At 42.0% G+C, this 21,188-nt stretch carries 17 protein-coding genes; 9 read left to right on the top strand and 8 right to left on the bottom strand.

Translation table 11 applies throughout. From position 1 onward, the window contains the following. Nucleotides 1-7 precede the first annotated feature (7 nt). The 5 genes from leuA (at nt 8) to OCV27_RS02270 (ending at nt 5,677) form a co-directional block, all read left to right on the top strand. A complete protein-coding gene (gene leuA, locus OCV27_RS02290) occupies nt 8-1,555 on the top strand; it encodes a 2-isopropylmalate synthase (RefSeq protein ID WP_125322986.1) in 1,548 nt (515 codons plus the stop codon). Between the two features lie 58 nt (nt 1,556-1,613). Further along, on the top strand, nt 1,614-2,705 hold the full coding sequence (gene leuB / locus OCV27_RS02285; RefSeq protein WP_125322987.1) for a 3-isopropylmalate dehydrogenase: 1,092 nt from the start codon (nt 1,614-1,616) through the stop codon (nt 2,703-2,705). A gap of 54 nt (nt 2,706-2,759) precedes the next feature. After that, nucleotides 2,760-4,160: a 3-isopropylmalate dehydratase large subunit gene (leuC, locus tag OCV27_RS02280; RefSeq protein ID WP_125322988.1), complete on the top strand. Its 1,401-nt coding sequence runs from the start codon at nt 2,760-2,762 to the stop codon at nt 4,158-4,160. A 12-nt stretch (nt 4,161-4,172) separates the two neighbouring features. Next, the gene (gene leuD / locus OCV27_RS02275; protein ID WP_125322989.1) at nt 4,173-4,775 is read left to right on the top strand and encodes a 3-isopropylmalate dehydratase small subunit; all 603 of its coding nucleotides are present in this window, start codon (nt 4,173-4,175) and stop codon (nt 4,773-4,775) included. A 116-nt stretch (nt 4,776-4,891) separates the two neighbouring features. Next, nucleotides 4,892-5,677, top strand: coding sequence for a DUF547 domain-containing protein (locus OCV27_RS02270; RefSeq protein WP_125322990.1), 786 nt, complete (start codon nt 4,892-4,894; stop codon nt 5,675-5,677). Nucleotides 5,678-5,759: 82 nt separating this feature from the next. On the opposite strand, the gene folA is transcribed toward OCV27_RS02270, so the two are convergent. From folA to rplU, 6 genes are all read right to left on the bottom strand, one after another. Continuing rightward, on the bottom strand, nt 5,760-6,239 hold the full coding sequence (gene folA / locus OCV27_RS02265) for a type 3 dihydrofolate reductase (protein ID WP_125322991.1): 480 nt from the start codon (nt 6,237-6,239) through the stop codon (nt 5,760-5,762). 22 nt (nt 6,240-6,261) lie between these two features. Next, nucleotides 6,262-6,735 (bottom strand): threonine/serine exporter family protein, encoded by a 474-nt coding sequence (locus OCV27_RS02260; protein WP_125322997.1) that lies wholly within the window; start codon nt 6,733-6,735, stop codon nt 6,262-6,264. Further along, nucleotides 6,732-7,499 carry a threonine/serine exporter family protein gene (locus OCV27_RS02255; RefSeq protein ID WP_125322992.1) on the bottom strand — a complete coding sequence of 256 codons (768 nt, stop codon included), beginning with the start codon at nt 7,497-7,499 and terminating at the stop codon, nt 6,732-6,734. Before OCV27_RS02255 ends, OCV27_RS02260 begins: the two co-directional genes overlap by 4 nt. A gap of 120 nt (nt 7,500-7,619) precedes the next feature. Then, complete coding sequence (cgtA, locus tag OCV27_RS02250) at nt 7,620-8,792, bottom strand: Obg family GTPase CgtA (RefSeq protein ID WP_125322993.1); 1,173 nt, start codon at nt 8,790-8,792, stop codon at nt 7,620-7,622. Between the two features lie 278 nt (nt 8,793-9,070). After that, complete coding sequence (gene rpmA / locus OCV27_RS02245) at nt 9,071-9,328, bottom strand: 50S ribosomal protein L27 (protein ID WP_004409945.1); 258 nt, start codon at nt 9,326-9,328, stop codon at nt 9,071-9,073. A 20-nt stretch (nt 9,329-9,348) separates the two neighbouring features. Further along, nucleotides 9,349-9,660, bottom strand: a complete 312-nt coding sequence (gene rplU, locus OCV27_RS02240; RefSeq protein ID WP_125322994.1) for a 50S ribosomal protein L21 — start codon at nt 9,658-9,660, stop codon at nt 9,349-9,351. 269 nt (nt 9,661-9,929) lie between these two features. Between rplU and ispB the strand changes: the two genes are divergently transcribed. Beyond that, the gene (gene ispB / locus OCV27_RS02235) at nt 9,930-10,901 is read left to right on the top strand and encodes an octaprenyl diphosphate synthase (protein WP_125322995.1); all 972 of its coding nucleotides are present in this window, start codon (nt 9,930-9,932) and stop codon (nt 10,899-10,901) included. A 323-nt stretch (nt 10,902-11,224) separates the two neighbouring features. Here the strand turns inward: ispB and OCV27_RS02230 are convergent, their stop codons facing one another. After that, the gene (locus OCV27_RS02230; RefSeq protein WP_125322996.1) at nt 11,225-11,593 is read right to left on the bottom strand and encodes a NirD/YgiW/YdeI family stress tolerance protein; all 369 of its coding nucleotides are present in this window, start codon (nt 11,591-11,593) and stop codon (nt 11,225-11,227) included. A 476-nt stretch (nt 11,594-12,069) separates the two neighbouring features. Between OCV27_RS02230 and OCV27_RS02225 the strand changes: the two genes are divergently transcribed. Both OCV27_RS02225 and OCV27_RS02220 read left to right on the top strand, forming a co-directional pair. After that, a complete protein-coding gene (locus OCV27_RS02225) occupies nt 12,070-13,761 on the top strand; it encodes a ShlB/FhaC/HecB family hemolysin secretion/activation protein (protein ID WP_125323040.1) in 1,692 nt (563 codons plus the stop codon). 46 nt (nt 13,762-13,807) lie between these two features. Then, on the top strand, nt 13,808-18,976 hold the full coding sequence (locus OCV27_RS02220; protein WP_125323039.1) for a hemagglutinin repeat-containing protein: 5,169 nt from the start codon (nt 13,808-13,810) through the stop codon (nt 18,974-18,976). Nucleotides 18,977-19,036: 60 nt separating this feature from the next. Here OCV27_RS02220 and OCV27_RS02215 read toward each other — a convergent pair whose 3' ends face one another. Next, a complete protein-coding gene (locus OCV27_RS02215) occupies nt 19,037-20,461 on the bottom strand; it encodes a flavin monoamine oxidase family protein (RefSeq protein WP_125323038.1) in 1,425 nt (474 codons plus the stop codon). A 230-nt stretch (nt 20,462-20,691) separates the two neighbouring features. Here OCV27_RS02215 and OCV27_RS02210 point away from each other — a divergent pair, with 230 nt between their 5' ends. Continuing rightward, nucleotides 20,692-21,111 (top strand): VOC family protein, encoded by a 420-nt coding sequence (locus OCV27_RS02210; protein WP_125323037.1) that lies wholly within the window; start codon nt 20,692-20,694, stop codon nt 21,109-21,111. The last annotated feature ends 77 nt before the right edge of the window (nt 21,112-21,188 follow it).

Here is a 21,188-nt window from a genome sequence, read left to right as displayed (position 1 = left end):
AGCAAACATGAACGATCAGGTCATTATTTTCGACACCACGCTACGTGATGGCGAACAAGCATTGTCAGCAAGCTTGACGGTTAAAGAGAAGCTGCAAATTGCCTATGCGCTTGAAAGGCTTGGTGTTGATGTGATTGAAGCAGGCTTTCCTGTATCTTCTCCTGGTGATTTTGAATCCGTACAAACTATCGCCAAACACATAAAAAATAGCCGTGTTTGCGCACTCTCTAGAGCTGTTACAAAAGATATTGATGCCGCTGCTGACGCTTTAAAGGTTGCAGAACAATTTCGAATCCATACCTTTATTTCTACTTCTACTATCCATGTTGAGGATAAATTACGTCGCAGCTACGATGATGTGGTTGAAATGGCGGTTAAGGCTGTAAAACATGCTCGTCAATATACCGATGATGTCGAGTTTTCTTGTGAAGACGCAGGCAGAACACCGATTGATAATTTATGTCGTATGGTTGAAGCGGCGATAAATGCTGGTGCAAGCACTATTAATATCCCCGATACAGTTGGCTACACTGTACCTAATGAATTTGGTGGCATTATTCAAACATTGTTCAACCGTGTACCCAATATTGATAAAGCTATTATCTCAGTACATTGTCATGATGATCTGGGTATGTCTGTTGCAAACTCTATTGCCGCGGTTCAAGCCGGAGCTCGCCAAATAGAAGGGACTATTAATGGCATTGGAGAACGAGCCGGTAACTGTTCTCTAGAAGAAATAGCCATGATTATCAAAACTCGCCAGGAATTTCTAGGCGTCCATACCAACCTTAAATATGATGAGATTCATCGCACTAGCAAATTGGTCAGCCAGCTTTGTAACATGCCCATCCAAAGTAACAAAGCAATCGTCGGCTCTAATGCATTCAGTCACTCTTCTGGCATCCACCAAGATGGCATGCTAAAAAACAAAAACACCTATGAAATCATGACGCCAGAATCAATAGGGCTTAAAAATCAAGCATTAAATCTTACCAGTCGAAGCGGACGAGCTGCTGTTAAAAGCCATATGGACAGTATGGGTTACAAAGAAGAAGAATATAGCTTAGATGCCTTGTATGAAGATTTCTTAAAACTAGCAGACCGAAAAGGACAAGTGTTTGACTACGATTTAGAAGCTTTGATGCACTTCTCTAATCTTCGTGAAGAAAACGACTTCTACAAATTAAATTATCTAAGTGTTCAGTCTGGCAGCGTCATGGCAACAACTAGCATAAAGTTGCAATGTGGTAACGAGGAGAAATGCGAAGCGGCAGTTGGCAATGGCCCTGTAGACGCACTTTATCAATGTATCTATCGCCTGACTGGATATGATATCGTGCTAGACAAGTTTGATCTGACTGCCAAGGGCGAAGGTGAAGATGGATTAGGCCAAGCTGACATTATTGCCAATTACAAGGACCGTAAGTATCACGGTACTGGCGTTTCAACTGACATAGTAGAAGCATCGGGACAAGCCCTACTTCATGTTATCAACAGTATTCACCGCGCAGATAAAGTTGCAGAGATCAAACAAAAAAAGATCGCAACAGTATAAATAATACCTAGAAGCCTAAGTCGCTCCTAGACATAAAGTATCAAATTTAAGGAAGCTCATGACAGACAAATCATACAAGATTGCCGTTCTCCCAGGAGACGGCATTGGACCAGAAGTAATGGTACAGGCAAGCAAGGTATTGGATGCAATCGAAAAAAAACATTCCATTCAGTTTCATCGCACCGAACATGATGTCGGCGGTATTGCGATTGATAACCAAGGATGCCCATTACCAGATAGTACAGTAGCAGCTTGTCAAGGATCCGATGCTATCCTTTTCGGTTCGGTAGGAGGCCCCAAATGGGAACACTTACCGCCAAATGACCAGCCTGAACGGGGGGCTTTACTGCCTTTACGTAAGCACTTCCAGCTTTTTTGCAATTTACGCCCAGCTCAAATACACCAAGGCCTAGAAGACTTCTCTCCACTGCGTTCAGATATTTCACAGCGTGGTTTTAATATTGTCGTCGTTCGTGAATTGACCGGTGGCATCTATTTTGGCCAGCCGAAGGGCCGCGAAGGTCAAGGAGCGAACGAAAAAGCTTTTGATACTGAGGTTTATCACCGCTTTGAAATAGAGCGTATTGCTAAAATTGCCTTTGAATCTGCGCGACTACGCGATCAGAAAGTTTGTTCAATCGACAAGGCGAATGTACTGCAAAGCTCTATTTTATGGCGTGAGGTTGTTGAGGACGTTGCACAAGGTTATCCAGATATTGAGCTTTCTCATATGTATATTGATAACGCCACCATGCAATTAATCAAAGATCCCTCTCAATTTGACGTGATGCTTTGCTCTAACATCTTTGGCGATATCATTTCTGACGAATGTGCGATGATCACAGGCTCTATGGGTATGCTGCCCTCAGCCAGCTTAAATGAAAGCAAGTTTGGTTTATACGAACCAGCAGGTGGAAGTGCACCAGATATCGCAGGTAAAAATATTGCTAACCCTGTCGCTCAAATCCTTTCTGCTGCTCTTATGCTGCGATACAGCCTAGGTGAAGAAACCGCAGCTCAAGATATTGAAACAGCCGTATCAAAAGCATTATCTGCAGGCGAACTCACCGCTGACTTAGCTGGTAGTAAGCCAGCGCTATCAACAGCAGAGATGGGCGATAAAATCGCCGAGTACATTTTAAATTCATAATAATTATTTGCTCTTGGCAAGCCGTTGTCAGGAGCTATACACAGGATCGCGATAATGGGCAAAACACTGTATGAAAAAGTCTTCGACGCACACGTCGTCGTAGCAGCAGAAGGTGAAAATCCAATTTTGTATATCGACCGTCACTTAGTTCATGAAGTGACGTCACCTCAGGCTTTTGATGGTTTACGTGAAAAAGGACGTCAAGTTCGCCAAGTAAATAAAACATTCGCCACTATGGACCACAACGTCTCCACCACAACCAAAGACATTAATGCATCTGGAGAGATGGCACGTATTCAGATGGAAACTCTCTCCAAAAACTGCCAAGAATTTGGAGTTACCCTTTACGACTTGAACCACAAGTACCAAGGTATCGTTCACGTGATGGGGCCAGAGCTAGGTATTACCCTTCCTGGAATGACTATTGTTTGTGGCGACTCACACACAGCAACGCATGGCGCGTTTGGCTCTCTAGCTTTCGGTATAGGAACATCTGAAGTCGAGCACGTATTAGCGACTCAAACCCTAAAACAAGCTCGCACAAAAACCATGAAGATCGAGGTAAAAGGTAAAGTTGCCTCCGGTATTACCGCCAAAGATATTGTTTTAGCCATAATTGGTAAAACCACTGCTGCTGGCGGTACTGGTTATGTAGTTGAATTCTGCGGAGAAGCCATTACTGACCTTTCAATGGAAGGCAGAATGACAGTCTGTAATATGGCGATTGAACTAGGCGCAAAAGCAGGCTTAATAGCACCAGATGAGACAACATTTGAATACATTAAAGATCGTAAGTTCTCACCTCAAGGTAATGACTTCGACGCGGCTGTGAAATATTGGAAAACGTTAAAAACTGATAATAGTGCCGAATTTGATGCTGTGGTTACTTTACAGGCTGATGACATCAAACCTCAAGTCACTTGGGGAACTAATCCAGGTCAAGTAATTGCAGTTGACCAACCTATCCCTGCACCGGAAAGCTTTTCAGACCCTGTAGAAAAAGCCTCCGCCGAAAAAGCACTTGCCTACATGGGCCTAACTGCAGGTAAAGCACTATCTGACTACTCTGTTGATAAAGTGTTTGTCGGTTCTTGTACTAACTCACGCATCGAAGACATGCGCGCCGCAGCAGCTATAGCTAAAGGCCGTAGGGTTGCTTCTCATGTTCAAGCACTTATTGTTCCAGGTTCAGAACAAGTCAAGGCCCAAGCTGAAGCAGAAGGCCTAGATGTGATCTTTAAAGATGCAGGGTTTGAATGGCGTCTTCCTGGCTGCTCTATGTGTCTTGCAATGAACAATGACCGTCTGGGCCCGAAAGAACGCTGCGCTTCAACATCAAATCGCAATTTTGAAGGCCGCCAAGGGCGTGATGGGCGCACCCATTTGGTTAGCCCAGCAATGGCAGCGGCGGCAGCTATTGCCGGTCATTTTGTCGATATTCGTGAATTAGATTGAGGAGAATCTTAAATGTCAGGTTTTAAACAACATACAGGCTTAGTGGTTCCTCTCGATGCAGCAAACGTCGATACCGATGCGATTATCCCTAAGCAATTTCTACAAAAAGTGTCGCGCTTAGGCTTTGGCAAACACCTATTCCACGATTGGCGCTTTTTGGATGATGCAGGAAAGCAACCAAATTCTGAGTTTGTAATGAATGAAACGCGCTACCAAGGTGCTTCTATCCTAGTCGCTCGTGAAAATTTTGGTTGTGGTTCATCACGAGAGCATGCGCCTTGGGCGCTAGCCGATTATGGTATCAGAGCCATGATAGCTCCAAGCTTTGCCGATATATTCTATGGTAACTCAATCAACAACCAAATGGTCCCTGTTAGGCTTACCGAGCAACAAGTCGACGAAATCTTCCAATTCGTTGAAACGAATGAAGGGGCAGAAGTTGAAGTAGACCTAGAAGCCAACCTAGTTCGTGCAAACGGCAAAGAATATTCGTTTGAAATTGATGAGTTTCGTAGGCACTGTCTGCTTAATGGATTAGATAACATTGGCCTAACTCTCCAGCATAAAGATAAAATTGCGGACTACGAGAGTAAAATTCCAACATTTCTAAAATAAATCGCACCACTTAAAAAGTTGAGATTGGCTTAGCCAGCCTCAACTTTTTTAATTTTGAAAGTTCTCAATCAGATGCTCGGTCTTAAGTCATATTGCTGCTATCAACAGGACCAACTATGAAATTCATTTTTCCTTTACTCTTGGCTATGGTATCTTTCAGCGCCTTTACTGCGCCTAAATCTGAACTTTGGTCTTATTGGAACACGAGCAATGAATCCAGTACTGTTACCATAGATCACCAAGCTTGGCAGAAATTGCTCGATAACTACCTTATTACTAAAGGTGAGTTTACCCTTTTTAAATACGCATCCGTAAGCCAACAAGATAAGCAGCTGCTCGCTCAATATATTCAAAAACTTAGTCACACTGACCCACTGATACTCAACAAAGCCGAACAATATGCCTATTGGGTGAATTTATATAATGCCATTACAGTTGAACTCATATTGGAAGCCTATCCGATTAAATCAATCACCAAACTTGGGGGGCTATTTAGTTTTGGGCCATGGGGAGATGACGTAACCTCCATCAATGGCAAAGATTTAAGCCTTAATGATATTGAGCACCGAATTTTACGCCCTATTTGGAACGATCCGAGAACTCACTATGCGATAAACTGTGCAAGCTTAGGATGCCCCAACTTGCAGCACAACGTTTTCACTGCCGAGAATACAGAAATGCTGCTAGAACAAGCAGCAACAAGCTTTATTAATAGCGATAAGGGCGTGTTCGTGACAACAGACAATAGCCCCCAACTTTCATCGATTTATGATTGGTTTAGTGACGATTTCGGTGATAAAGCATCACTTATTAAGCATTTAAGTTACTATCGACCTGAGTTAGTAACTTTGGATGGTAAGTTTAGCTACGACTATGATTGGTCACTTAACGAAAGTAAATAACACTCGTTGAGTCGTTGGTTGGTAGTCAATCTACCAACCATTAACACTGAGAGGGGACGTCACCTTCCAGACAATATTTAAATTATTTCTCTAATATCACAAAACGCATATTGTGTGCATTTTTTTCATCCGCGAGATACGTTTCAGAGTAAGTCTCTTGATAGTCATCACTCCATTTAGGGAAACAGGTATCTCCTACTACTTGAGTATCAATATAAGTGATATAGAGTTTGTCCGCTTGAGGCAAGCAAGCTTGATAAATCGCCCCTCCCCCAATAATCATTACCTCTTCTACTTCGCCCACTTGTGTCAGTGCTTGAGCAATAGAGCTAACAACACTGACATTTGGGATCTCCAAAGTCGCATCCCGGCTAATCACAATATTCAAACGACCAGGTAATGGACGGCCAATAGACTCATAAGTCTTGCGTCCCATAATAACTGGTTTACCCATAGTACAGCGTTTAAACCAAGCAAAATCTGCTGGTAGATGCCATGGCATTTGGTTATCTTTGCCTATCACACGATCCTCTGCCATCGCGGCGATCATACTAATGATCATTACTACTACTCCTAAATAACTCTCAAACAATAGGTTTGCGGCGATAGAATAACAACCCAGGCATCGCTAAGCCAACGGCTAATCCCATAATAATAAACATGGCTTTTAGAAAATTTTCTAACAAAGCGGCAAACAATTGGTCACTGTAACCTTTATGGTTAAGCTCAACCAGTGCAATCATAGCTTTATATGCGAACACTCCCGGAACCATGGGGATCAGAGCTGCTACTGTAAATACTTTAGGGTGCGCCATAAAACGATGCGACCAATGTATACCAATCAAGCTGACTAATATTGCCGCAAAGAAAGTCGCCCATTCAATCGGCAGACTAAAATGCATCATCAGATAACGCGAACCATGTCCAAGGGCTCCACCAATGGCACAATAGGACAGCGCTTTCTGTGGGACATTGAAAACCAGAGCAAAGCCTACAGCAGGAATGGAGGCAAATATCATATCGTTCAGAAGCCCTGTCAATAACTGGTAAAACGTCATAGGAGCCATCCCCATACTCCCACTAAACTCATCGCTGCAACTATGCCTAAACAAGTCGCTAAAGTAAGTAAACTAGCCATAACAAATCTTGCAATCCCCATATTGATATAACCTTTGAGCATATCTGCCACAGCATTTATAAGAGGAAAGCCAGGTACTAACATCAGCACTGAAGAAGCCATAACGACGGAAGGTAAATTACCCAGTTGGTAGATGACTGCCTGAGCGGAAATAACTGTGGTCACAAACGCAGTGACTGCAAAGTTCATTAGCGGATTAAAATGGCGATTAGCAATTTCCTGTCGAACAAACATACCGATAGAAGAAGCTATAAAAGTCATAAAAAATACTACCCAGTCACCTCCAGCTAAACGGCTAAAAGCAGCACATGACAAGCCTATCATACCCATCACTAGCCAGCGGTTATAACGTTTAGGGCTAATTTTCTCCAACTTGCACTGAGCTAAGTGGAGATCGATAATCCCTCTTTCCAGCATGATACAAATTCTCTGGATCTGAGTAACTACCTGCATGTTGATACCACGATCAGGGCTACGACGCACCGTCGTAATACAATGTTGCTGATAAATTGTCGTGACGACTAATGAGCTTGCCGAAAGTGACACTTCAACCTCATCCATTCCCACAGCTAATCCAATACGCCGTGTAATATCAGCAACCAGTGTACTTTCTGCGCCATGTGCAAGTAACATCTGCCCTGTTTGGACGATAAAACGAGAAGCACTGTTTTGTTTACATAACATAATAGGGATTCAACTCCTTTGTATGCTCACGGCTATGGCTTATTGTTAGTAACAGTAATCTGATTACAATAAAAAAGCCGCAATATAAATCACATTGCGGCTTAAGTTCAAAGGTGTGAGTTACTCACGGACGTAGACAACATGACCATCGTCATCATCGTCGTCTTCATCGTCCCAGTCATCATCTTCTTCAGTGATCACGTCTTTACCTGCAATCGCGTCTTTGTGGTAATCATCCCACATGAAGTTAACTTTTTCTTCTTCAGTCACTTCTTCTTCTTCTCGAGGTAGGCTCTCCATGAAATCAGCAAGCTTATAGCAGAGTTCTTTAGTACCTTGTTTATTCACCGCAGATATTTTGTAATAGTCTTCTTCCCACCCAAGTGCGTCGATAATATTTTGAATAATTTCATTGGCTTCGTCTTCGAACATAAGATCGACTTTATTGAAGATTAACCAACGGGGCTTACCTGCCAATTTCTCACTGTATTGCTCAAGTTCATCAATAATAGTAAGCGCATTTTCCACCGGATCAGATTGATCAATTGGCATAATATCGATCATATGCAAAAGAACACGACAACGTTCTAGATGTTTTAAGAAACGGATACCCAAACCAGCTCCGTCTGCCGCTCCTTCAATAAGACCTGGAATGTCAGCGACTACAAAACTCTTTTCGGGAACAACGCTAACCACACCAAGACTTGGGATCAAGGTAGTAAACGGGTAGTCAGCAACCTTTGGTTTAGCAGCAGAAATCGCACGTATAAAGGTTGATTTACCAGCATTTGGCAAGCCCAACATGCCGACATCTGCTAAAAGCAACAGCTCTAACCTCAGTTCACGGATTTCACCTTTGGTGCCTAACGTTTTTTGACGTGGCGCGCGGTTAACTGAAGATTTAAAGCGTGTATTGCCTAATCCATGCCAGCCACCTTTAGCAACCATCAATTTTTTGCCGTGTTCAGTGACCTCTGCAACAATTTCATTAGTATGAATATCGACAGCCCTCGTACCTACTGGAACACGTAATACTTTGTCTTTACCACGTTTACCAGTACAGTTACCACCTCGACCATTATCTCCACGCTCCGCTTCATAGAAACGCTGGAAACGGTAATCAATCAAAGTATTGAGATTCTCGTCAGCTTGGATATAAATATCACCGCCATCACCGCCATCACCGCCATCTGGGCCACCTTTTGCAACGAATTTCTCTCGCCAGAAACTCACTACACCATTACCACCGTCTCCGGCCTGAACCTTAACTACCGCTTCATCAACGAATTTCATCTCTTACTCCGCCCACTTGCTACATCACGTAGTTGCGTTGCAAACTTCATTCATAGAGCTAATTGGCATAGTATGAATGATATAAATTCTAGCAGACTCCCACTTCGGCTCGATCACCATAGTGCTCAGGTAGTTCTGCTATTTTAGGAAATATACTAAGGGGCTTTATCTAAAGCATCTTAGTATCAACTCCCTAGTACTCTAAATAAAAAACCCCGCCAAAACTGGCAGGGCTTTTGAATTCAGCTAGAAGCCTAAATTCTTACTCTTAGCGAGGATTACTCAGCTTCGATACTTACGAATTTACGGTTCTTAGGACCTTTAACTTCAAACTTCACTTTACCTTCGGTAAGAGCGAATAAAGTATGGTCTTTACCGATACCTACATTTGTACCAGCATGAAACTTAGTGCCACGTTGACGAACAATGATGTTACCTGCAAGAACAGATTCACCACCGAAGCGTTTTACACCAAGACGTTTGCTTTCTGAATCGCGGCCGTTACGAGTAGAACCACCAGCTTTTTTGTGTGCCATTGTTAAGCTCTCCTAATCAATTAAGCGTTGATACCAGTGATCTTCACTTCAGTGAACCACTGACGATGACCCTGTTGCTTACGAGAGTGCTTACGACGACGGAATTTAACGACTTTAACTTTGTCGCCACGACCGTGTTGTACTACTTCAGCAACTACTTTGCCACCCTCTAAAAGAGGAGCGCCAACTTTAACGTCTTCACCATTAGCAACTAAAAGAACTTTTTCGAACTCTACAGTTGCACCAGTTTCTACGTCTAATTTCTCTAAGCGAAGAGTTTGACCTTCACTTACACGGTGTTGTTTACCACCAGATTGGAAAACAGCGTACATATCTTACTCCGCTTTTTCCGCACAGCCTTATGTGTATTCTATACATCATGGGTGTGCGCTAAACTAATCATCAATAGGGCGCAGATTCTACAGAAGAGATTCACCTATGACAAGCCATATTTTTAAAAAGTTGGCGAAAAGCTAATCGCCAAATAAAAGTGCGGCGATCATGCCTTTTAGACGTGTATTTATCAACGTTTTTTAGTGTATTATCTACCAATAAAAATGATAAGCAGACCTTAAAAGTTCTAACTTTACTCGGATTTACAATGGATTTTAAAGCTATCCAAACACTTACTGCCAACGATATGGTAAAAGTGAATGAAACAATTTACGCTCAACTCAACTCTGACGTTTCTTTAATTAATCAGTTAGGGTTTTACATAGTGAGTGGCGGTGGCAAACGTATTCGCCCTCTCTTAGCTGTACTATCCGCCCGTGCATTAGGCTATCAAGGGCAAGCACATACTACTGCAGCAGCCTTTATTGAATTTATCCATACTGCCACGTTACTTCACGATGATGTGGTTGATGAATCTAACATGCGTCGTGGTAAAGCGACGGCAAATGCCGCATTTGGTAACGCTGCTAGTGTTCTAGTTGGTGACTTTATCTATACCCGCTCTTTCCAGATGATGACGGAATTAGGCTCCATGCGTATCCTCAAATTAATGAGTGATGCTGTCAACATCATTGCTGAAGGTGAAGTCCTACAACTGATGAACTGTAATAATCCTGACACAACTGAAGATAGTTACATGCAGGTAATTTACTCCAAAACAGCTCGTCTGTTTGAGACTGCAACCCAAATAGGTGCAATACTCAACGATGCGCCAAGTAATGTTGAAACTGCTTTACAAAACTATGGTAAATATCTAGGTACTGCATTCCAATTGATTGACGATGTCATGGACTACACCTCTGACGGCAAAGAAATGGGCAAAAATGTCGGAGATGATCTCGCGGAAGGTAAACCCACTCTGCCCCTTCTATACGCGATGGATAAAGGTAATCCTACGCAGAAAGGTATGATAAGAGAAGCTATTGAAAAAGCCAATGGCATGGAAAAGCTCGATGCTATCATGGCAACGCTCAAACAAACTGGTGCCTTGGATTATACCAGAGAGAAAGCTTACCAAGAAGCTGATAAAGCCATTACAGAATTGAACATCTTACCCGAATCACCCTACAAGCAGGCCTTGGTGACACTCGCTCATATGTCTGTGCATCGTAGCAAATAAATCTAATATATAGATAGTGGGAACCTAAGTTCCCATCATCTTCACCGCAGCAATACGAAGGTTTACCGACTGCATAATTACTAACCTGACTAAGTCTATGCTTTGCTTTAGCTAGTAATACATCTTCCCCGCTTTTTCAAACTAGCAGTAAAATAGCGACCAATAAAATGCTGAGCAGTATTTTGCGATCAAACTATTTGTTATGTATCGCAACGATTAGTTGTTTCATTATTAACCTCTAACAAGCCACAAATAATTTGTCCTTTAAAGAGCAATCATCAACTAGGCCTAGAGGTTAACATTACCAATTTTTAAGCAGAGGTTCACAACACCTTGACTGCTTTAACGTCAATCTTAGTCGCACCTAATAGCTCTTTATCAACTTCACCTGAGATCTGGACTTGATTGTCAGGAGTTGCGTTTTGCCCCAACCACTTGTCTTGATCAATCTCTACTGTGATCTCTCCAGTAGCATCACTAAAGGTATACATTTCCCCACCTAAAAAAGCTTTAATATTCCCTGTTAGAGTTACAGGAGTATCGTCTCTCGCCTCCATCGCTTGCTGAACTGTTGAGATACCTTGGCTAGGACCATTAAAACCAGCGGTACCTTGAGGACCGTCAAAACCTTGCGCATATGCAGTAGCTGAAGCCGAAAGCGCGAGTATAGAGATGAGTAATTTGCTTTTCATTGTTATTTCCTACTTGGTAAGTAATGGTGTCCAATCTAACGTTTAATGACTGAATGGAAGATGAATGATTTTGTTATATTTAACTATTTTGTCATTTACCTATCGAATAAATTGAGATTTGAGTTCAGAAATCAAGTTACTTACAAGCTATAAACAATGTTCAATTAATTTTTATCCTCCCTTATTTATGAGTCAGGCTCCCAAAAAGCATTACCTAAATAAATCAAACAGCACCACATTAAATTAATAATCATCATACATATCAATACAAAATTAATTGCTAATAATTTATGCGAATTATTTATTTCATAAACAAGAACAATAATTTCTTATAATTTTGTTTTACATTGTTGATAGTTGTGTTAGCTTGCAATAAATGAAAAGTATCAATTATTGTCGTTTTCAATAGACAAAACCAATGAGTCAATAGTGACTTTAACTTTATATGCTCAGTCAAAGCAGTCATAAGGTGTTGTATGCGCGACTTTTATTACCTAAATACAATAAAAACGACCTTGATCCTTTTAGCAACACTTTTGGCGGTTGCAAAGAGCCAAGCCGCTAATCCACCGATTAGCAGTCAAGTCGATCAAAATAGCCGTCGTGTGTTGCAAGAAAATCAACGCCAGTTAAACAAACAATTACAGCCAAAACCGACTAAAGGGCCTGCTGAAGAAGGCCTTAAAGAAGTTACTGCTGAAGGAAACCCTGTACTACAAGAATCGGCTAAATGCTTACCTATTACTGGTGTTTATGTCACTGATACAACGCTTCTATCAGAAAAAGACTTTGCCAAGCTCACGCCAATAGCTAATGACTGTATTTTGGCTGAAGATGTCAACCGTTTAATACGTGAATTGACTGGTCTCTATATTAGCAAAGGTTATGTGACTGCTCGGGTTTTACTTCTTCAACCCGGAGTATATGGTGAGCTAGGATTAGAAATAATGGAAGGCGAGATCGAAGGCATTCTAGGTGCCAGCGAAACCGTAAACATTGATACCCTTTTCCCTGACTTGGTTGGTCAACCGCTCAATCTGAGAGATTTAGAGCAAGGTCTTGATCAAGCAAACCGACTACACAGTAATAAAGTCTCAATGCGCTTGCTACCCGGTGAATATCGCGGGAGCACTGTTGTCGAGTTAATCAACCCACCTGCAACTCGCTGGAATAGCAACGCAAGTATTGATAACTATGGTCAAGAAAGTACAGGCCGTAATGTATTAAGAGCAATGACTGTCTATTCAAGCCCTTTTGGTATGTCTGACTACATTAGCCTAAGCGGCTCTACAACTCTAGAATCTAACCCTGAAGTTTACAGTCGCTCCGTATCAGCACTCTATTCAATCCCCTATGGATATTGGACCCTGAGCAGCTTTGGTTTTTATTCAGGATATTCCACAGAAAATAATAGCACCAATAATACTGTAAATATTCACGGTTGGTCTTCATTGCTTGGCATGCGCCTTGATAGAACCATCAGTCGAGATGGCAATCAAATCAATACCATCAGTGGACAAATCAATTATAAGCAAGCAAAAAACTTCGTAGAAACCATACAATTTGATATCAACTCACAGGACCTAGCCGTCTTATCTCTTGACTACTCCCACTTGAGAATTCTTTCAACTGGAGTAGTTAGTGCAGGAATAGGGATTGATCGAGGTACATCTCTTTTCGGTGCAAACACCGAAAGTACAGCAGTTGATGAACACTTTACAAAATTGCGAGGCAATATTACCACCTCCTACTACTTTAAAATGCTAGAAGACACTTATCTTTATCGAAATCGTCTAGTAGGGCAATTTTCACAACACATAATACCTGGTGTTGAATGGATTGGCATTTCAGACAGTAGTGCAGTTCGAGGCTTAGACATCAATAACTTATCATCATCTGACGGTTGGTACTTACGAAATACCCTGTCCCGCGATATTAATGTGACAGAGTGGATATTCACACCACGTCTCGGCCTAGATTATGGTCAAGTAGATACTGGTATCGAGGAAAGCGGTTTTGATAAGGCGGTTGGTATCAGTATTGGTCAACGCGCGACATACAAACAAGCAAGTTTTGATTTGGAGGTTAGTAAAGCTTGGATACTTAATTCACCAGAATACAAACAGGAAAGTGTATTGGTGCTTGCCCGTCTAGAGCTGGAATTTTAGGCCCGCTTGATATTGTGGTTCTACAAATGATTTACGAGGTAACTTTATGAAATCAAGCCATAACTTTAAACTTTCTTGTCAGGGCATGCTTAAGTATTCTATTATGCTCGCACTCTTTTCATTGCCAATTAGTACACCAGCTTACAGTGCAATTGTAGAATCAGGCAGCACCAATACAGCGGTAAGCCATATTGGCGATACCCCTGTAGTCGACATTGCAGCGCCTGATGGCAGTGGCATTTCGTATAACCAATACAATGAATATAATGTCACTGTGGCAGGGGCTGTATTAAACAATGCACAACAAGCTGCGCAATCTCAAATTTTGCAGCAGCTTGTGGCAAGCAACCCTCATCTCACCCAAGCTGCTGCGTCCACTATATTAAACGAAGTGATTTCTTCTAACCCTTCATTGCTAGAGGGCTTTCAAGAGATACTGGGACAACAAGCTGACCTCATTTTAGCAAACCCATACGGCATCACCTGTGATGGCTGTGGCTTCATTAATACCAATGCAGCATCTCTAGTAGTAGGCAAAGTAGAAGAATTTGCCGAATCAGGGTTAAAATATAATACCTTCAAGAACCAAAACCGCCTTAACATTCTGGAAGGTGGTGTAAGAGGTGCAGAAACTCTCAATCTTATCGCACCATCGATTGACGCAAACGGCCCAATAGAAGCGAAACAAGAGATTAGAGCTGTATTAGGAAATAACATTGGTGATCTAAAAACTGCCGCAGTAGAACAAACCGAAGAAAACAGAGACCACCAGACTATTGATAGCTACCTACTCGGTGGCATGATGTCAGGTCGTATCCAATTAGTCTCTACAAATATTGGTAGTGGCGTCAACATCTCAGGCAAAATCAAAGGTAACGACATTGATTTCCAAGCTCAGGGTGACCTAGGATTGAAAGCTACACAAGTTGGTGATCAAACAACCCAAAGAGTGAACCTTAGCGGTCAAAACGTAACAACTTCCGGCACAATCGATACCCAAACAGAATCACACTCAGACAGCGGCAATCGGAGTGGCAGTCTCTTTCGTCACGGTAAAGAGGGGTCAACAAAAAACACCTCTCAGACACTGAATCGAACCACAATTTCGGGTAAAAACATCATGGTTGGCGCTCGTGAAAATGCTTACCTCAAAGCAACAGAAATACAAGCAACAGATGTAACTGTTACAGGGAAAAATGTCGAACTTACCAATCAAACGGTTACCAATACTCAAGAAAGAACCGACAATAATTGGTACATGTCTTGGAGAAGTGACTATAACCGTACAGCTAGCCAAGATACTTCAATTGGCACCGAAATAAGCGCAACAAATGTTTCAATTAAGGCAACAGCTAATGATGTATTAATTAAAGGTAGTCAAATTGATGCAACGCAAAATGCAAACATTATTGCTGAAAAAGGTAATGTCAATCTAGTTGGGTCAGTTACTCAACACCGTGTTGAGGAAACTGGCTATAAGCGTAATGATGGTGCAGAGCTTAGAACAGGTAGCTGGGGAACCAATAATGTTGTCGAAACCTCAAATGCTTCCGTCATTAATGTAGGGAACAACGTTAATATCAATGCGGGTAATAATGTAACCACTCGTAATGCTCAAATTTCTGCCAGCAGAGATGTCAATATTACGGCCGGGCAATCTGTCTCTATCGGAGCGGATAAAACCACTAACATTAGCACTAACTCTGACGACCGTACCTATTGGGGTGGTATCGGAGGTGGTTCAGAAACCAATAAAAACCAAAATAATCAAACCGCAAATGGTAGTCGAGTCAAGGCGAAAAACGATCTTGAAATCCAAGGTAACAAGCTGGAACTTAGTGGTTCTGAAGCCCTTGGAGGTAAGGAAGCTAATGTTACCGCTCAGAAGGTGAAGATCGATGGTGCTGTAACGCAAGATACAACCAATAATAGCACTCGTACAGGTACGGTATTTAATATCACCAAAGACAGCCAAAATACCCAAGCGGTACAGCAAGGTATTACTTCAAGCGAACTGTCATCGCGCACCAACCTCACTGTTAGAGGCCAAGATAGCGTCAGTATATCTGGCAGCAAGGTCGGCGCTGATAACAACCTAACTATCTCTTCTGACGGTAACGTTAATATCGCGGGACAATCTGCAACAGGCACGACCACTACCGATACGACATCTCTTGGGATTAACACTTACGCCAAAGAAAAAACAGACAAGCAATACGCTGCCGGTATTAGACTTGAACACGAATCCACCAGCCAGACTGTAACGACTGACGCCAAAACCGCGTCTTCCATAAATGGTGGTAACGTCAACATTTCTTCAGGTAAAACCGCTACTGTTGCAGGTTCTACTGTTGGAGGAACCAATAACGTCGAAATCAATGGTGAAAACGTTGATATTGTTAGCAGTTATGATGAAACTCAAGATGATACTCACACGACAAAAGTGGGTGTAGGTTTCTACTATACGGGCGGTATAGATAAGGCTGGTAGTGGTTATGAAGGTAGCGTTGATGATACGCAAACTAAGATAACGACCTCTAACGCGAACACTTCGACCATTAAGTCAGGCGGCAATATTATTATCCAAGCCAATAACACCCTGACCAATGAAGGCTCGGCGTATAACGCTGGTGGCGATGTAAATCTAACTGCTAATCAAATTGATAATAAAGCGGCCGTCAACACTAGAACGGAAACAACCGATGCAGTAAGTGTCGGTGTCGATATCGGTGCAAATATCAATTATAGCGGCATAACACGTCCAATAGAAGATGGCGTTAATCAAGTACGTGAGGGTGGCGTTACCGCGATCCCGGAAGCTATTGCTTCTACTGCTGGTAGTATAGATACACCCAACGCGGGTATAGACGCTGAAGTTGCAGTATCAAATGGAACAACAACTAAGACAACAACTCAATCACAAGTCAGTTCTATAAACGGCCAAAACATTAAAGTTAGTGCGACTCAAAACGCAACTGATCAAGGTACTCAATATAAAGCAACACAGAGTGTAAACATTAATGCAGATCAGTATAAAAATACCGCTGCGGTGAATTCTGAGGTCACAACCAGTGATGTAACTCAAGGCTCTGTCAACGTGAGAGTATATACAACTACCGGTAAAGACATTGCTGTCGATGGCAAAGGAAGTGGTGGTAATACTAAAGAAACCCAGTCTACCGATAACGCTGTGGTCAGCAACATCCAAGCTGGCAACGGAGTTTCAATTGTATCAAATCAAGATTTGGACCTAAATGGCACTGTAGTAGACGCTGGTGATGGTAAAGCACAACTTACATCTCAGTCTGGGAATATCAATGTTACCCAAGCGACCAATAAAACATCACAAACCTCGATAGGTTATGGTGCTAATGCTGGAGTGAAAGCTGGCTTCACCAAAGAAAAAAATAACTTTGGCGGTAGCGGCGGTGGTAACTATAAGTCCACTGAAAAAACTGAAAATCAAGCTGTGACTTCAACAATTGCAGGCAAAAATGGCGTAGAACTCAACTCAGCTAAAGACGTGAACTTACAGGGAACGGATTTAGTCGCAAGCGAGTCTGGCAATGTTTCTGTGACTGCGGGTAATAATGTTAATTTCAATCAAGTAGAGAGCAGCAAATCGTCTTCAACTAGAGAGTATTCAGGCAACATAGAGCTGAACCAATCTATGGCCGATGGCGGTAAATCAAAAACATTGGGTGGTAAAATAGATGGTGTTTACGCAACCAATGACCAAAGCAGCACTACGGGCAAAGCCGGTTCCATCGTTGGTGCAAATAATGTCGACGTCAAAGCAGGTAATGATATTTATCTACAGGGTACTCAAATTGGTAGTACAGACAATAAAGTTGGCAATGTCGCCCTTAATGCTGGTGGAGATGTCACGTTTGATGCCCAGACATCAAGCGAGAAGCAAAATGGCCTAGATATTCGAGGCGGAATTAACGCTACCACTGGCAATGTAACTAACAACGAATCCAACACAAGAACTAGAGAGGCTGGTGCTAATCTTGAAGGCAGTTATGTCGATGAGAACAAAGCAGGACAAATAGGCGGCACGATACAAAGTACCGGTAATGTATCAGTCAATGCACAAGGAACAAAAGGTATAGCATTAACAGGTACCAAGGTGGCTGCCAACTCAACCACTTTAAATGCGGACAATGGCTCGGTTTCATTGCAATCTGCACAAAGTTCAGAGCAACGTAACAACTATGGTGGAAGTATTGGCTTAAATACCAGCCGAACAACCGACCAAAACCAGGGAGGGAATGTTGCAAAAAGCCTAACGGGAGTAAATGCAGGTATAAAAGTTGATATCAAAGACAGCTTGGTCAATGAGAATGCAAACATCGAAAGCCAACAAGCTTCGGTTTCTAGCAAAGGAAATGTCACCCTATCAGGTGCCAATATCACAGCTGATAATGTCTCGATTCAGTCTCAAGAAGGCGGACTTATTGTCGAAAGTCGCCAAGACAAAGATTTTGCTGTCAATGTTGAAGTTGGTGCCGGAATAGAGTCAACCACCAACAAACCAGCAGAGAAAAGTCAGTATGACAATATAAAAGATGGCTTTAACGATATACTTAGCAATGACACCGCTAAACCGTATAAAGACAAAGTAACTAAATATACCGATGACAAACGCCTTGAATTTGCATGGTGGTACAACGGCAAGAAAGAAGATGTCAAATATAAGTACAGCAATATCGCAGATCAAATAGATCAAGATCGCGAAAATAAAGCGCACAAAGCACCATTGTGGGATAGAGCTGCTCAAAGCGTTGGTAATAAAGTAGATAACGGTATCCAAGGCCTTTACAAAACGGACAACAAACCAACTAGCGGTACAAGTCCTTCAGGGAATATCTCCGTACAAGTGACTGATAAACAGGCTGTTGAGCAAGAGTCTGGTATATCGGCTAAGCAGGATATTTCAGTTCAATCTGCTCAAGCTACACAACTTAAAGGCGCTAAACTTGAGTCACAAACTGGCACTGTTGATACTGGACCCCAGCCTGTAATAACAGAAACAATTTCCGATAAAAATGTATCGGTAAGAACAAACCTAAACACCGATATTAAAGAACTTGGTAAGCAAGCGTTCAGTGATATTAAAGAGGGACAAACACCCTTAATCGGAGTCAAGGTTGAACCTAGCACCTCAGAAGGTAAAGTCGTTCAGCCTACAAGAGGTGAAGCGTCAAATTAAAACTCAAAGCGTGCTGGAAACAGCGCGCTTTTTTATATTATTGATCGTTAAACTTACAATTTAGTTTGCCTTAAAGGATTGGTTCGCAATCTGATTGGCAACACGAATACCACTTCTCACCGCACCTTCAAGATACCCAACATACTCAATAGCAGTGTGCTCACCAGCAAAATAGACTTTTCCATCAGGAGTTAAAAAAGTGTTCCAATGACGAGTCATCTGCTCTGGCCCATAAGCGGCAAAACCTCCCATAATATAAGGATCTTGGTGCCAAGCATGAACGGAGCCATACTCAAAATACTTATTTGAACCCGGGTACATAGCCTCCATCTGTTCAAGGCGATTATCGATAATCGCTTTATCAGACCAACCCTTTTGTTGATGAGCAAAGTCACCCGAGGTAAATGCTACTAGTACTCCCCCCTCACCTTTTTGACGTTCAGAACCTTCCCAAAGCCACCCAATTGGTAACTCAGAGATCACATCCCCTCCCAGCCCTTGCTCTAGCCAAAAACGTTTACTGTATTTCATTAGCACTTTGACATGAGAACCATAGTTTATCTCTTGTGCGGCAGCTCGTTTATCACTGGCTAATTCAGGTTCAAATTCAATTTTATTCAAAACTGGCAGTGGAACCGTGACGACCACAACATCGGCAATAAATTCTTTATCAGTAGCAATAACCGTTACACCTGCTTTATTTTGGCTAACTTTTGTCACCGGATGGTTTAGTAATACAGGTCCGTTAATATGCTCAACAAAAGCGTTTGCGAATTCACGGGTGCCAGCCAAAAATCGCTTAATTTCTACTTTGTCATCGTCGACATCTTCATAAACTTTCGCCTGATGAGATAGCCACAGCAAGGACACATTTCTCGGCTCATCGTATTCACCTCGTATTGCATGTTCTGCAAGAGTTTTGGCAAAAGGCAACAGCTCTAAGCTATCAATCCACTCTTGAGCTGTAATTTTATCTAGGCGTATAGCATTGGGAGCGAGAGTAGGATTGGAAGAATCAGGAACGTTTTCGGCCAGATTATCAAAAGCTGCGTTAAAACGCTCTAGGTCATTTTTAACCTCAGGTGAATATTCTTTCTTAAAATCACTATAGTGAGTCAACTTTTTGTCTAGGTAGTAGGCTCCCTTTTCAAGCTCGTCACTGTAGCCAACATCAACGATCTTTACGTCAAACATCTTTGCATAACGAAATAATTCAGTGTGTACACTCTTATCATCAAGCAATTCACCACCAGACTCAGCATGTTGATCGCCCATAGAAATAGTATTCATCCGGCCGCCGACATGGCCTTTCGCTTCCAAAACCGTGACTTGATAGCCTTTGCTTTCAAGCTCATAAGCCGCGGTTAATCCTGATAAGCCCGCGCCTACAACAATGGCTTTTTTCTCTTCGGCACTGATGCTTTGGGAAAAAAACAAACCACACACACTCACAAAAATAAGTTTTTTACATAAAGATACAATCATAATGATACTCAAACAGATTCATATTATTGGCAACATAATATGCAGTTAAAGCCAACTATCAAATCAAAACAGCTTCGCTTGTGATCGCATCACTCTTAAAGGAGTCAAAACAAGTTCGAACTTGGGTTTTCATTGATTCTTATCGATAAGAAATAAATTAGTTCTTTACCTAAACCTAACTTTAGGTTTTAACCTCTCTGTGTTGGCAGGAAAAAGGAAAGGAGAAAACAATGATCCAGCTAGAACATATTAATTTAGTAGTTAGGGATATTCCTGAAATGTTAAAATTTTACCAAGCTGCATTTCCCCATTGGTCTATTCGTGATGAAGGGCAAGCAACATGGAGCGGAAAACCAAGAAATTGGCTACATTTTGGCGATAATTACCAATATCTTGCCTTCAGCGATAATGGAGAAGATGACAACCGTCACTTAGCAGGTCACCAAGTAGGCTTAGCGCATTTTGCTTACGTGACAAATAACATTGATGCTGTGATTAACCGCCTACTTCGTGCTGGTTACTCAATAGAAAAACAGGGGGCAGAAGAGCCTTACCGAAAAAATGTTTACTTTCTTGATCCGGCAGGCTTTGAGGTAGAGTTCGTTGAGTATTTAAGTGATGAACCTAAGCTGCGTAATTTATCAAGCTAAGCACTAATCTAGATTCAAACAAGCAGCTTAGAGATCACATCTCTGCGCTGTATAAAGTATCTAACAGCCTTGTAGGA

It is taken from the genome of Vibrio pectenicida, from assembly GCA_024347015.1.
In the GTDB taxonomy this organism is placed as follows: domain Bacteria; phylum Pseudomonadota; class Gammaproteobacteria; order Enterobacterales; family Vibrionaceae; genus Vibrio; species Vibrio pectenicida.
Note: the sequence above shows the minus strand (reverse complement) of the source record. Positions and strands in the feature narration are given on the sequence as shown.

Bases quoted from the DNA above. Each gene is read 5' to 3' on its own strand.
- leuA (WP_125322986.1), top strand. From the start codon at position 8: ATGAACGATCAGGTCATTATTTTCGACACCACGCTACGTGATGGCGAA.
- leuB (WP_125322987.1), top strand. From the start codon at position 1,614: ATGACAGACAAATCATACAAGATTGCCGTTCTCCCAGGAGACGGCATT.
- leuC (WP_125322988.1), top strand. From the start codon at position 2,760: ATGGGCAAAACACTGTATGAAAAAGTCTTCGACGCACACGTCGTCGTA.
- leuD (WP_125322989.1), top strand. From the start codon at position 4,173: ATGTCAGGTTTTAAACAACATACAGGCTTAGTGGTTCCTCTCGATGCA.
- OCV27_RS02270 (WP_125322990.1), top strand. From the start codon at position 4,892: ATGAAATTCATTTTTCCTTTACTCTTGGCTATGGTATCTTTCAGCGCC.
- folA (WP_125322991.1), bottom strand. From the start codon at position 6,239: ATGATCATTAGTATGATCGCCGCGATGGCAGAGGATCGTGTGATAGGC.
- OCV27_RS02260 (WP_125322997.1), bottom strand. From the start codon at position 6,735: ATGACGTTTTACCAGTTATTGACAGGGCTTCTGAACGATATGATATTT.
- OCV27_RS02255 (WP_125322992.1), bottom strand. From the start codon at position 7,499: ATGTTATGTAAACAAAACAGTGCTTCTCGTTTTATCGTCCAAACAGGG.
- cgtA (WP_125322993.1), bottom strand. From the start codon at position 8,792: ATGAAATTCGTTGATGAAGCGGTAGTTAAGGTTCAGGCCGGAGACGGT.
- rpmA (WP_004409945.1), bottom strand. From the start codon at position 9,328: ATGGCACACAAAAAAGCTGGTGGTTCTACTCGTAACGGCCGCGATTCA.
- rplU (WP_125322994.1), bottom strand. From the start codon at position 9,660: ATGTACGCTGTTTTCCAATCTGGTGGTAAACAACACCGTGTAAGTGAA.
- ispB (WP_125322995.1), top strand. From the start codon at position 9,930: ATGGATTTTAAAGCTATCCAAACACTTACTGCCAACGATATGGTAAAA.
- OCV27_RS02230 (WP_125322996.1), bottom strand. From the start codon at position 11,593: ATGAAAAGCAAATTACTCATCTCTATACTCGCGCTTTCGGCTTCAGCT.
- OCV27_RS02225 (WP_125323040.1), top strand. From the start codon at position 12,070: ATGCGCGACTTTTATTACCTAAATACAATAAAAACGACCTTGATCCTT.
- OCV27_RS02220 (WP_125323039.1), top strand. From the start codon at position 13,808: ATGAAATCAAGCCATAACTTTAAACTTTCTTGTCAGGGCATGCTTAAG.
- OCV27_RS02215 (WP_125323038.1), bottom strand. From the start codon at position 20,461: ATGATTGTATCTTTATGTAAAAAACTTATTTTTGTGAGTGTGTGTGGT.
- OCV27_RS02210 (WP_125323037.1), top strand. From the start codon at position 20,692: ATGATCCAGCTAGAACATATTAATTTAGTAGTTAGGGATATTCCTGAA.